General features: G+C 58.9%; 7 protein-coding genes, 2 tRNA genes, 2 pseudogenes and 1 other annotated feature. Of the genes and pseudogenes, 1 reads left to right on the top strand and 10 read right to left on the bottom strand.

The features are described 5' to 3' along the window. Nucleotides 1-4: 4 nt before the first annotated feature. Together AAAK34_RS16540 and rnr are read right to left on the bottom strand one after the other, a co-directional pair. Nucleotides 5-766: an SDR family oxidoreductase gene (locus AAAK34_RS16540; RefSeq protein ID WP_231694253.1), complete on the bottom strand. Its 762-nt coding sequence runs from the start codon at nt 764-766 to the stop codon at nt 5-7. Beyond that, a pseudogene (gene rnr / locus AAAK34_RS16545) lies at nt 763-3,037 on the bottom strand (ribonuclease R). Before rnr ends, AAAK34_RS16540 begins: the two are co-directional and overlap by 4 nt. Nucleotides 3,038-3,088: 51 nt before the next feature. Here rnr and AAAK34_RS16550 point away from each other — a divergent pair. Continuing rightward, a tRNA-Leu gene (locus AAAK34_RS16550) sits at nt 3,089-3,173 on the top strand. 225 nt (nt 3,174-3,398) lie between these two features. On the opposite strand, the gene rimO is transcribed toward AAAK34_RS16550, so the two are convergent. The 8 genes and pseudogenes from rimO to AAAK34_RS16590 form a co-directional block, all read right to left on the bottom strand. Next, the gene (gene rimO / locus AAAK34_RS16555) at nt 3,399-4,817 is read right to left on the bottom strand and encodes a 30S ribosomal protein S12 methylthiotransferase RimO (protein WP_231694251.1); all 1,419 of its coding nucleotides are present in this window, start codon (nt 4,815-4,817) and stop codon (nt 3,399-3,401) included. Between the two features lie 141 nt (nt 4,818-4,958). After that, nucleotides 4,959-5,510 (bottom strand): polyhydroxyalkanoate synthesis repressor PhaR, encoded by a 552-nt coding sequence (gene phaR, locus AAAK34_RS16560; RefSeq protein ID WP_231694250.1) that lies wholly within the window; start codon nt 5,508-5,510, stop codon nt 4,959-4,961. A gap of 170 nt (nt 5,511-5,680) precedes the next feature. After that, entirely contained in the window at nt 5,681-7,534 is a 1,854-nt protein-coding gene (locus AAAK34_RS16565; RefSeq protein ID WP_431777490.1) for a serine hydrolase domain-containing protein, read from the bottom strand. A 26-nt stretch (nt 7,535-7,560) separates the two neighbouring features. Further along, nucleotides 7,561-7,662 (bottom strand) — a sequence feature (AL1L pseudoknot). Next, nucleotides 7,617-7,784 carry a hypothetical protein gene (locus AAAK34_RS16570; protein ID WP_431778046.1) on the bottom strand — a complete coding sequence of 56 codons (168 nt, stop codon included), beginning with the start codon at nt 7,782-7,784 and terminating at the stop codon, nt 7,617-7,619. It overlaps the preceding feature by 46 nt. A 711-nt stretch (nt 7,785-8,495) precedes the next feature. Beyond that, nucleotides 8,496-9,554, bottom strand: a pseudogene (locus AAAK34_RS16575) (IS630 family transposase). 140 nt (nt 9,555-9,694) lie between these two features. Then, nucleotides 9,695-9,771: transfer RNA gene (locus tag AAAK34_RS16580), tRNA-Val, on the bottom strand. A gap of 32 nt (nt 9,772-9,803) precedes the next feature. Continuing rightward, nucleotides 9,804-12,014 (bottom strand): RelA/SpoT family protein, encoded by a 2,211-nt coding sequence (locus AAAK34_RS16585; protein ID WP_231694248.1) that lies wholly within the window; start codon nt 12,012-12,014, stop codon nt 9,804-9,806. Further along, a complete protein-coding gene (locus AAAK34_RS16590) occupies nt 12,011-12,949 on the bottom strand; it encodes an alpha/beta fold hydrolase (protein ID WP_231694247.1) in 939 nt (312 codons plus the stop codon). The genes AAAK34_RS16585 and AAAK34_RS16590 overlap by 4 nt, the downstream gene beginning before the upstream one ends. Nucleotides 12,950-13,042: the final 93 nt, after the last annotated feature.

Raw genomic sequence — 13,042 nt, forward strand, 5'->3', positions numbered from 1 at the left:
GCCCTCAGCCGCGCCCCACAAACGGCATGCTGGTGGCCATCACGGTGTGGAAAAGCACATTCGCCTGCAGGGGCAGATTGGCCATGTACACCACCGACTGTCCGACGATGCCCACGTCCATGCGAGGCTCCTCCATGATCTGACCATTGGCTTGCAGAATGCCCGCCGCCATACGCTCGGTCATTTCAGTGGCCGCATTACCGATGTCGATCTGGCCGACGGCGATATCGTAGGCTCGGCCATCCAGCGCAGCCGTCTTAGTCAACCCGGTCACCGCATGCTTGGTAGCCGTGTAGGCAATGGAGCGTGGCCGCGGCGCGTGCGCCGAGATAGAGCCATTGTTGATGATTCGGCCGCCGCGCGGAGACTGCGCTTTCATGACGCGAAAGGCCGCCTGAAGGCAATAGAACATGCCGTTCAGGTTGACATCGACCACTGCCCGCCATTGCTCAGCGGTCAAGTCCTCAAGCGGCACAGCGGGCGCGCCGATGCCCGCATTGTTGAAAAGCAGGTCGACCCGCCCATAAGCGTCCACGGTGGCTCTGAACAGCTGCGCCACAGAATCCGGGTTGGTGACATCCGTCGGCACAGCCAATGCACGTGTCCCTGCACCCGATTCATCCACGGCATGGTGCAACGGATCAGCACGCCGACCAGCCAGCACAACCTGCCAGCCATCGGCCAGCAAAGCAAGCGCGGCAGACTTGCCTATGCCCGAGCCAGCCCCAGTCACTATGGCTGTCCGAGGTAAGGAATGCTTGCTCATCGCTTCGGCTTCTTCTGCTTGGCACCCCTGCCCTGCGATGCGGCTTTCTTGGCAGCCGCTTTCAGCGCTTGAACGGGAGATGGGTGAAAGCGCCCGCCGGATGGCAGATCGCTGGAGCCGTCCGCTATGCCCTGATCACGCGCCTTGCGGGCAGCCCGCTTGGCCGAGACCTTGGAGGAAGCCCGCGCTCACCTGCCGGCGCCACTCCCTTGTCGCGAAGGGCGCGGGAAGTGAGGTTTTCCCCCTCCTGCACCAGACGGAAGTCGATCTTGCGTCCGTCCAGGTCGACACGGCTGACCTGCACCCTGACGCGCGTACCCAGTGCGTAACGAATGCCGGTGCGTTCGCCGCGCAATTCCTGTCGCACTTCATCGAAACGGAAATACTCACCGCCCAGTTCAGTGATATGCACCAGGCCTTCCACATACAACTCGTCCAGCGTGACGAACAGTCCGAAACTGGTCACCGCGCTGACCGCACCTGAGAACTCCTCGCCCAGATGCTCACGCATGTACTTGCACTTGAGCCAGGCCTCGACGTCGCGGCTGGCCTCGTCGGCACGGCGCTCGTTGGCGCTGCAGTGCAGACCCGCCGCTTCCCAGGCCAGCGCTTCCGGAGATCGTCGCTTGGCCGGCTGATCCGGCTGCGCGCGCGAGGCGCTGCTTTTTGCAACCGGCGGCTTAGTTTTTCATGCGCTTCGCCCGGCGTCGGCAACTCGGGCAACTGGTAACGGCGCTTGCTCAGGATGGATTTGATCACCCGATGCACAAGCAGATCCGGATACCTTCGGATCGGGCTGGTGAAATGGGTGTAGGCCTCGTATGCCAAGCCAAAATGACCGGCGTTGTGCGGCGAATAGATGGCCTGACTCATAGAGCGGAGCAGCATCATATGGATCTGCTGCGCGTCGGGGCGCTCCTTGGTGGCTTCAGCAATCCGCTGAAATTCATCAGGTGTGGGAACCTCACCAATGGAAAGACCCAGGCCCAAGGCCTTCAGGTAGCTGCGCAAGATCTCCTGCTTCTCAGGAGTGGGACCTTCGTGCACGCGGAACAGACCAGGCTGCTTGCCCTGCAAAATGAAGTCGGCGCTGCAGACGTTGGCCGCCAGCATGCACTCTTCGATCAGCTTGTGCGCATCGTTGCGGGTGCGCGGCACGATTTTTTCAATCCGGCCGTTCTCGTCGCAAACGATCTGTGTCTCCGTGGTTTCAAAATCCACGGCACCACGCTCAGAACGCCCCTTGAGCAGCGCATTAAACACATCGTTCAGATTCAGCAGGTCCTGCACCCTGGCCTTTCGCTTGGCGGCTTCCGGGCCTCGCGTGTTTGCCAAAATCGCGGCCACTTCGGTGTAGGTGAAGCGCGCGTGACTCCACATCACTGCCGGGTAGAACTGATAGGCATGGACCTCGCCCTTGGCGGTCACAAGCATGTCGCACACCATACAAAGGCGTTCGACTTCCGGGTTGAGCGAGCACAAGCCGTTGCTCAGCTTTTCGGGCAGCATCGGGATGACACGACGCGGAAAATAAACGCTGGTGGCCCGGTCATAGGCATCCACATCGATCGGGTGGCCCGTTTGCACGTAATGGCTCACATCGGCAATCGCCACCAGTAGGCGCCAACCCTTGCTACGACCGACCTTGGCAGGCTCGCAATACACCGCGTCATCGAAATCACGCGCGTCCTCGCCATCGATGGTGACCAGAGCCACGTCAGTCAGGTCAACGCGGCCGCGCTTGTCCTCGGGGCGCACATGGTCAGGCAAGGCCCGCGCCTCGCCAATTGCCGCCTCAGAAAATTCATGGGGTACGCCATATTTGCGCACTGCAATCTCGATCTCCATGCCTGGGTCGTCCACTTCACCCAGCACTTCCTTCACGCGACCCACGGGTTGTCCGAACAGAGCGGGCGGCTCGGTCAACTCCACCACCACCACCTGGCCCACCTTAGCCTGGCCAATCGCGGTCTTGGGAATCATCACGTCCTGACCATAGCGCTTGTCTTCCGGCGCCACCAGCCAAAGTCCGGCCTCATTGAGCAGGCGCCCGATGATCGGGTGCGGCGGTCGCTCGACGATTTCCACCACGCGCCCCTCGGGTCGGCCGCGCCGATCCTGCCTCACCACGCGCACCTTCACACGGTCACGATGCAGGACCGCGCGCATCTCGTTAGGAGGCAGATAAATGTCTGGATTCCCGTCGTCGCGGACCAAGAAACCATGCCCATCACGGTGGCCTTGCACCGTGCCTTCAAATTCTTCTAGCAATCCGCTCGATGATTCAATATTTTTGGTATACAATTCGATCTTTCCTGAGATGCCCAGGTGGCGGAATTGGTAGACGCACTAGTTTCAGGTACTAGCGGGTAACTCCGTGGAGGTTCGAGTCCTCTTCTGGGCACCAACGATTATGTTGGTAATCACACCAGAAATTTGCCAAAAGCAGATTTCTTTTTTAAAAAAGCCACCTTTTAGGTGGCTTTTTTATTGCCTGCGCGTTTTCTTGCAGAGTTGGCTGCACCTTCCGCGTCCTGATCGACATCCGCGGACACTGCGGAAACGCTGTTGCAATCAGGCAAGGAGAAGGCCGGCTGATTTTTCCTTGACACACCGGCCTTTGCATGACGAATCAGATCGGCATGGCCACGAGGTCATGCCCCTGGGTACCGACGATACGTGCCCGCGTGAACTCCCCTACCCTCAATTGCTTGCTGATCTTTTCCGGCGGCAACAAGTGAACCACGCCGTCGATCTCAGGTGCATCGGCGTAGCTGCGCCCCACACCGCCGCGCCGACCTAAGGCAGGCGCTGAATCAACCAGCACCTGCATGGTCGAACCCACACGTTCCCGCAACTTGGCCGTGGAGACTTCCTCTGCCACCTCCATGAAACGCGCCCGCCGCTCTTCCCGTAACTCGGGTGGGAGCATGCCCGGCAATTCATTGGCCGTGGCACCCTCGACTGGAGAATAAGCAAAGCAGCCGGCCCGATCAATGCGCGCCTCGCGCATGAAGTCGAGCAAGTGGTCGAATTCTTCTTCCGTCTCCCCAGGAAATCCTGCGATAAAGGTAGAGCGGATAACCAGTTCTGGACAGATTTCGCGCCAACGGGCAATGCGCTCCAGGTTTTTCTCGCCGCTGGCGGGGCGCTTCATGCGGCGGAGCACGTCTGGATGGCTGTGCTGCAAGGGAACATCCAGGTAGGGGAGCACCTTGCCTTCGGCCATCAGCGGAAGAATGTCATCAACGCTGGGATATGGATACACATAGTGCAAACGTACCCACGCACCGTGAGGTTCTGCAAGCTCAGATAATGCCTGCACCAGTTCGAGCATGCGAGTCTTCACCGGACGGCCATCCCAGAAGCCGGTGCGATACTTCACATCGACACCGTAGGCCGAGGTGTCCTGGCTGATGACCAGCAGTTCTTTCACACCGCCTTCAAATAACGCGCGCGCCTCCTTGAGCACATCACCTATGGGCCGGCTAACCAGATCTCCGCGCATGGAGGGAATGATGCAGAAGGTGCAGCGGTGGTTACAGCCTTCGCTGATTTTTAGATACGCGTAGTGGCGGGGCGTGAGCTTCAGCCCCGCTTCGCCAAAAGCACCGGGAACCAGATCGATAAATGGATCATGTGGCTTAGGGCAATGTTGGTGTACGGCGTCCATCACTTCCTGGGTAGCGTGGGGGCCCGTCACAGCCAACACCGACGGATGCAAGGATTTCACCAGATTTTCGGTGCCACCTGGGCCGCTGCCGACTTCGGAACCACGAGACGGTATGGTTTTTGCGCCCAGACAGCCCGTAACGACCACTTTGCCATTGACTGCAAGAGCCTCGCCAATGGTGTCCAGGCTTTCCTTGACGGCGTCATCAATGAAGCCGCAGGTGTTGACGATCACCAGATCGGCGCCTTCAAAGGTCTTGCTCGTCTGGTAGCCCTCGGCAGAGAGCTGTGTCAGGATAAGCTCGGAATCGGTCAAGGCCTTCGGGCAGCCTAGCGATACGAAGCCTATACGCGGGGCGGGCGTGGAAATTTCACTCATAAGCAGATTGTCGCAGCCCTGGCGTCTCGCCGTCGGGTCGACCGGAAATTCCCAAGCTCGGCAGCCGTAAGCCGCAGCTTCCCCAGCCTCAAGCAAGAGCAAAGTGGGAAAAAAGACTTTGGGCCTGGAAGCGACTCAGGCTCAGCGCTTCAGCCCAAACGCCCCCATCATCTGCTCAGTCTGCTTCTGCATTTGCTCCTGCATTTGCAGGAAAGCACTCTTGGACTGTTCCATATAACTACCAAGCATCGGCGAGGGCATGCGCATGAACTGCGACCAGGCCTCTGGCGTCAACCCCTTGGACTGCTCGGCCAGCTTGGACTGCATTTCCATGAAGGTCTGGATGTTTTTCTCAAGATAGGAGCCCATGAAGCCCTGCATCGCATGGCCATAAAAGCGGATGATGTTCGCCAGGGCCACTTCACTGAACATCGGCGCGCCGCCCGCTTCCTCCTCAAGAATGATCTGCAACAAAATGCTCCGCGTGAGATCTTCGCCGCTTTTGGCGTCGCGCACAACGAAAGGCTCGTGCGCCATGACCAGCGCCCTCACTTCGGTGAGCGTGATGTACGAAGACGTGCGCGTGTCGTAAAGCCGCCGATTGGGGTATTTCTTGATGGTCCGTAGCTGCGTCACCTCGGCGCCGCCGGTAGCTTCACTCTGAGTGTCTGATGGCTTGGTGCGTGAATTCATGTAGGCTCGAACTCTCCACTATGAGCGAAAATGCTTCTCTGCCATTCTAGGTGAGGCCTTATAAATGCGTAACAGGGCCTTTCCCTGAGAACGTGAAAACGCTGTGAGACACCCTCACCGTCTGTTTCCGAGTTTCTGCTTCTCAATAATTCGTACGCGCCGCAAGCTGATCATGCAATGCGTTCAAAGACAAATCCACCACTGTGGAGTTGCTCCTGCCCTCCCACCATGACTATTTTCCACTCAACCAGGTCTCGCCCGGCATTGACCGGGATCTTCACCGTCATGCCAGCTTCGTTGTCGTCAATCACGCGCAGCAGTTGATCGTTGTCCCACATCAGGTAGCCGGGCATCTCCGGCAGCGCGTTGATCTCCCAAGTCAACGGACCGATCTGCCGCAGCACCGAAGAATCGTTGACGCAGAGCCAGCGGCTTCCAACGCGGTCTTGCCAAGCCTTCGGCAGAGGGGTATCAAGCGGAGGCAGCCATTCGCCGAGCGGGCTCTCGTTCCAGTAGTATCCGCTGGCCGAAATATCGCGCAAAATCAGATAGCGATGCCCTTCCACGACGTCGAAACGGTAGCAACGAGTGGGCTGCGCGTCAGACCACCAATGGCCATCGTTGCGGGCCTTCAAGCCTGCCTGAACGATTTTCCAGCCCTCTTCGCTCCATTGGCGCAACGTCAGCGCCCCATCGTCCGCGCGAAGCACCTGGTAGGGAGACGTGTGGCAGGCATAGACACCGACCAAGAAATCGGTATTCGGCGCAGGCGTCAACAGGGGTGACACGCTTGGGGAAACCTTGGCTGGAATGGCTTGAATTTTGTCCTGTTCAGCCGCGACGCGAAGCAGCAGCTCTTCGGCGAGCGGTAGTGAACCATAGTCGTGGCCGTTCCCATTGACCATCATGGCAATGCGAGCTTCGGGCAAGACGATGAACTCTGTAAGAAAGAAGGTGGTGCCTCCGTTTTTTGCCCATGCATTCAGCCCAGCGGCCTCCATGGCTAATTGTTTCACCGAATCCCACCCCAGGCCAATACGCACGGCGGACGGCGTCAGGTTGATGCGCACTCGCGAACCTTGATCCATGCTCATCTCTCGGACGCCGTCCGCGGAAACGAGTCGTTTGCCGTTATAGACGCCTTGATCAATAAACAGGCGCGCCAACTTCATCATGTCCGTGGGTGTGCTGACAATGCCACCTGTAGCAAACGCAGCAGGCATTTCCTGAGACAACCGTTTACCCTCATAGTAGGGGTGGACAAAAGTCCCCTCGGCGGCGGGCGAGAGTGCGTAGCCGGTCCTGTTCATCTCAAGCGGGTCGAAGATCTCACGCTGAATGAACTCTGGAAATGTGAGTCCGCAGAGCTCGTGCACGAGCGGCTCCACCAGCGTGAATCCATCGTTGCAGTAGACCGAAAGTTCTCCCGGTTCATGCTTCAATCTGGACTCCGCAAGCACCTGCAAGGTGTCCTGTGCGTAGTCCAGCTTGGGTGCGAAATTGAAGACGTTGCGGGAATTAGTACCAGGCAGGCCTGAGGCGTGCGAGATCAGATGGCGTACGGTAATGCGGCTGAACTCAGGTGAGCACATGCGAAATTCGGGAAGCAGCTCGACCAGGGGCTGATCCAGCGTGAGCTGGCCACGGTCTCGCAAAATCATGACCGCAAGAGCCGTGAACACCTTGGCCACCGAGCCAATGTTCACGCGTGTGTCCACCGTGGCTTGCACGCCGTTTTCGCGATCCGAGTAGCCGAAGGCTTCTCTCCATACGATCTGGTCGTTCACCATCAATGCCGCCGACACTGCGGTGGCATTGATGCCAGGGCGAACCAGCGCCTGACGCACCGTTTCGCGGAACCAACGCACCGATTCCGGGACGGGTTCTGGCTGCGGATCTGCATCGTCTCCACCGCAGCCCGCGATCAGCGGGGTTGCCATGCTCGCGACAGCCCAATTTAGGCAATTGCGTCGACTCAGTTTGGGAACCAGCGAACCGGTAACCTCGTCGTCCTTAGCAGGCATGTCGTCTCCTTGTTGAGTTTTTTGAGCGAAGAAATTTGGTGCTCGACCCCGTGGGAGCCGCGACGCTTGTCGATGAAATCATTCAAGAATTCAGTAGGCGGTCGAGCGCCGACTGTGCGAAAAACGCGCTCGCCAGCTTCAGGATCTCGTGGACCGACGTAGCGCCGGAGTGTGCACTGGAGGAGGTGCCGTGTCGATCCCGCTGATTGACCTGACCGACATGATTTGCAGTGAAATACACTGCCGTCATGCGTTTAATTATTTCTTTAGTTTTACTTTTATCTCTACCTGCCACTGCCCAGGTATTCCGATGTGGAAACAGATACCAATCGGACCCCTGCCCTGGCGGCCAAGAGGTGGATGTCAGAGCGCCGGTGACCGGAGGCCCTCCAGATACGGTGACCGTTTACCTGTGCAAGCGCTACAGCGGACAGAAATTCTGGGCACACCAGCCCTGCAACAAGCACTCGCGCACGATGCTGGAACGTCAGGTGCTGGTGCCGGCTGAATTAACCCATAAAGAAAGAGTGTCCTACGCGAGGGCAGAGCACAAAGCAGCCGAAGCTTTGCAAGTGCCGCCCACACACCCTAGGACAGTCGTCGAGCGGTCACCCACTCGTGACTGTGACTTTTACCGAAAGGCGTTGGACCATAACGCATCCGCAGCCCGCGCTGGAGGCTCCGGAAAATACATGGATCGTCTGAATGATCAACGTAGAGACCTCATGACCCGCAAGAGGCACGCTGGCTGCTGACAGCCGCCCCACCGGTAAATCCAAGGCTTTAGAGGATCGCCGCATCTCTTCCACAGATTGAGGAGCATCGAGGATCCATACGGGGATGCCAGCATTGGTCAACGCAATCTACGCATAAATTCCAAGCCCCTTCGTTGGCAAAGACCTCCGTATGGCAGCGCACAGACAACCTGAAAACATTCGACTATTGATCCGGCGGGAATTATTCATGAGGCCGCATAGATGACATGCTTGTCACCAAAGTACTTCTTGACCCGCTCTGGCGTGCTCTCCAGCATCGTCATGTGTTCAGTCGCTGCAGCACGCAGCTTGGCTTTGGTTCGCACCGGGACTTTGCTGCCAATTGCTTGCTTCAAATCGGCGTTGAGCCGCTCCTCCGGGTTGAGCTCGGGGCTGTAGCTCGGCAGGTAAAACAACTCGATGTCCTCTTTGTGCATCGCCGCCCACTCCTTGACCGGCTTGCTGTGGTGCACCCTCAGGTTGTCCAGAATCAGAAATACCTTCTTGCCCTGGGAGTCCTTGATCAAGGCCTGCATGAACTCGATCAGCTTGTCTGCATTGAACGCCTCATCAATGATCATCCAGCGCGTTTTGCCCTGGTTGGTGACCGTGGCGATCATCGAGAGCTTTTGCCGTGTTCCACCCACTGCCCGCGTCACCGGTGTTTGACCCGCAGGGGCGTAACTTCTGCCACGCACATCCGTGTTGACCAGGGCCGTTTCATCGCCCCAATGGATCTCCGCGCCTTCACGCTTGGCTCTGGCCTCAATGCCGGGGTATTCATCTTCGAGCCACGCCTTGACGGCCTCAGGTCGCTGCTCGTAGGCTTTCTTGATCGGCTTTTGCGGCGTAAAGCCCCAACGTGCCAGATAGTCGCCCACCGCCCGCACAGATAGCTTGATTCCCAGATCGCGTTCGATGAGTTCGCGCACTGCGGGCCGACTCCAAAGCGCAAACTCCATCTTGATCTGCTCAGGGCGTTTGTCGATGATGGTCAGTCGAATGACGCGCTCTTGCTCAGGTGTCAGGCTGCGTCCACTACCTGGTTTCTTGCCCCTGGCGTGGGGCTTGAGTGCCGCCGCCCCGCCTTGCTCGAACAGGCGCAGTGCCGCGTTGACACCAGACCAACTGAGCCCGGTTTGCTAGGCAATCTGCATCACGCCGACTCCTTTTCGATGCAAGCGGATAACCTGCTTGCGCCGTTCTTGCAGCACTTCCCGCGACTGCTTGAGTGCATCTTCTTTATGAACTTTGGAGTCATGCAATCAACAAAAGTTCATGAATAAATTATGCCGAGTCTATAAGCCAGAAACAACTGCAGCCTGTGGCGGCTCGGTGCAGGTCGACGGAAAATAAAAAAGCCTTCCAAATCTTTAATTTGGAAGGCTTTTTACCAATGGTTAGTTGGTAGGCGCGATTGGACTCGAACCAACGACCCCCACCATGTCAAGGTGGTGCTCTAACCAGCTGAGCTACGCGCCTAAGATTCGAAGAACGAGAGTATAGCAGACTTTTTAGCGCCTCTTGGCCACACGAACGCCAGATACTTCTTTAACCGCACGCAGCACCTGCTCCAGCCGTTTGGTGTCGGAGACTTCTATGGTGAATGTCATCCATGCCCAACCTTTGACGGACTGCGTCTTGACACCAATGACGTTCATCTTCTCGCGTGCGAAGACGTCTGAGATGTCGCGCAGCAGTCCCTGGCGGTCCACTGCTTCGACCGCCACGTCTACCGGGTAGGCCACGCTTTGCCGAGCGGAATCGCTCCAGCCGACTTCGATGACGCGGTCAGGATCTCGTGCCATCAGGTCGCGGAAATTGGAACAGTCGCGCCGGTGCACGCTGACGCCGCGGCCTCGGGTCACGAAGCCTGCGATGTCGTCCGGCGGCGCGGGCTTGCAGCAGCGTGCAGGTTGCGTCAGCAGTGAATCGAGGCCGACCACCAGCACACCTCCGCGGGCCGAACTGCTCGGGCGAACCTTGCGCAGAAGCACTTGCTCATCTGGATCGGGTTGCGGCTCGGGCGGGCGCAGCACGGTCTCTATGCTGCGCAGCGAAAGCTCGTCCTTGCCGACAGTCTCGAACAGTGCATCCGGCGTCTTGAAACCAAGGTCTGTGGCCAGTTGATCGAGCGAAATCGCCGTGCGGCCTTCTCGCTGCAACAATTTTTCGACCATTTCGCGACCGCGCGCCACCGTTTCACGCGTGTACTGGGCATTGAACCAGGCGCGAACCTTGGCTTTGGCACGTGAACTCGCGAGGTAGTGCAGATCAGCGTTGAGCCAGTCTCGCGAGGGGCCGCCTTCCTTGGCAGCATTAATCACCACTGTCTGGCCGTTCTTGAGCGGCGTATTGAGTGGCACCATGATGCCGTCTACCAGGGCACCACGGCAGCGGTGCCCGAGTTCCGTGTGTACCGTGTAGGCAAAATCCACGGGGGTCGCGCCAGCGGGCAATTCAACAATGGCCGCCTCGGGCGTCAGCACATAGATATGCTCGTCAAACAGGCCGTGCTGCGGCTCATTACCCGTCAGGTCGCGCTCCCAGGCCAGGAGTTGGCGTAAGACCGCGATCTTGGCGTCGTACTCGCCGGCCGCCGAAACGCCCGTGTACCCCTTGGTGCCGGCTTCCTTGTAGGCCCAGTGCGCCGCTACGCCGTGCTCGGCATGCTGGTGCATCTCGGGGGTGCGGATTTGAATCTCCCATGCGAGCCCGTCAGCGTCTCGCACCACGGTGTGCAAGGATTGATAACCGTTAATCTTGGGTCGTGCGATGTAGTCGTCGAACTCGTCAGGCACTGGGGTGTAGTGCTCGTGCACCCAGCCAAGCGCTGCATAACAATCAGCCACTGTGGGCACGAGCACGCGAAGGGCACGCACGTCGAACACCTGATCGAAATCCAGCCCTTTCCCCCGCATTTTTCGCACGATGCTGGAGATATGCTTTGGGCGCCCCGACACGCGGGCGTCAATGCCCTGCCCCCGCAGCCCCTGCTCGATCACCGTGCGGCGCTGAGCCATGGCGGCTTCGCGCTCCACGCGGCGCTCATCCAGCAGGGAAGCCACCAGTTTGTACGTGTCGGGCTCCTGGGCACGAAAGATCAGATCTTCCATTTCCCACTTGATCTGCCAAATACCTAGCCGGTTGGCCAGAGGGGCAAAAATCTCGTGGGACTCGCGCAACAGGCTGGGCGAAGGTGGGCGGCGAATTGCCGCGCAATAGCGCAAGGTTTGCAAGCGGGAAGCCAGGCGCAGAAGCACCACGCGCAGATCGCGACTGAATGCCAGAAGCATCTTACGCACGTTCTCAGTCTGCTGGCCCGCCTGCTCCGAATCCGCGGAGAGTTCCTGCCTGCCAGCGCGCGAACGTTGCTGCAACTTTTCGAGCTTGGCTGTTTCCAGCGCCAACCGTGCAAAGCTCTCTCCAAAGGCTTTGGTAATGACCTCTGCCGGTCTGTTGAGCTGCCAACTGGCGTAGCTGAGATAGGCAGCGGCCTGCATGGCCTCCGAACCGCCAATGGCCGCCAGGATGTCGGCCACGCCGTCGGCATGCACAAGGACGCTTTCTCCCGCGGCGGTGACTTCGTCCCCGATCAGTGGAACGGCAAAGGCCCGGGCGCGGGCGCGCACACCTTCCTCGGCCGGCAGAGAATTCGCGGTGGCTGCAATCAACTCGGCCACGGGCTCGCTTGAGGTCAGGCTGGCGGAAGGCAGCTGCTTCATGGAGCCTCCAAGTCAATATTGGCGCCGGGTAGCAGGAAATCAAGCACAGCTTGCACCTGCTCTGTGGCCACCAGCGTGGGCGCATGACCGACGCCCGCGAACTCTATAGCTTGCGGACGAGGACCGCGCTCCTTCATGGACTGCAAGGTGCCTCGGGAGAGCAAGTCTGAATCGGCGCCCCGCAGCACAAGTGTGTCAGCTGTGATTTGATCGTAGATCTGCCACAGGGTCGCCTCTCCCTGCACTGAGGCTTCGCGTGTCATGTGGCGGTAAGGCACGGCGATGGCGGGATCGTAGTGGAGACGGTAGCTGCCGTCAGGCAACGCCCTCAACATGGGGCGTGACAGGGCAAGCCATTGAGCATCGGTGTGCGGGCCAAACTCCATGGAGATGGCTCGCATGGCTGCGGCGCCTTGCTCGATTGTGGCAAAGGTGCCGCTCTTGCCAAGATATTCACCGATACGCTCCAGAGCGGTCCATTCGATAGTCGGGCCGACATCATTCAGCACCAACCGATGAATGGGAATAGGCAACGGCAGGCCCGGCATTCCAGCCAGGGACATGCCGATGATGCCGCCCATGCTGGTTCCCAGCCAGTCGAGGGTGCTGATGGCTGATTCTTGATGCAACTGGGCGAGCATGCTCAGCATATCGCCGACGTATGTAGTGAACTGGTAGCCCATAGGGTCTTTCAACCAGTCGCTCTCGCCGCGTCCGACCACGTCCGGACATATGACCCTCAGCGGCCTGCCGAGTTCAGCCGAACGCCTCAGTAGCGCCTGCGCCAGAACATCGAAGTCTCGCCCCTGGCGTGAAAGGCCGTGCGCGCAAACCACCACATGCGCGGCCGTATCGTCTCCCCATTGCCACCAAGCCATGCGGTGACCGCCCATGGAATCTGGGCATTGAACGTGATGCAGCGTGGGCTCGGACATGATGGATTAAAAACGGATACCGTCACGGCATCGTAAATCAATTGACAGCCCGAAACGCAATTCGGGGCTCGATCAACTTACCAGCCCAGTAGG

The sequence above is a fragment of the Ottowia caeni genome, assembly GCF_050821495.1.
Taxonomy (GTDB): Bacteria; Pseudomonadota; Gammaproteobacteria; order Burkholderiales; family Burkholderiaceae_C; genus Ottowia; species Ottowia caeni.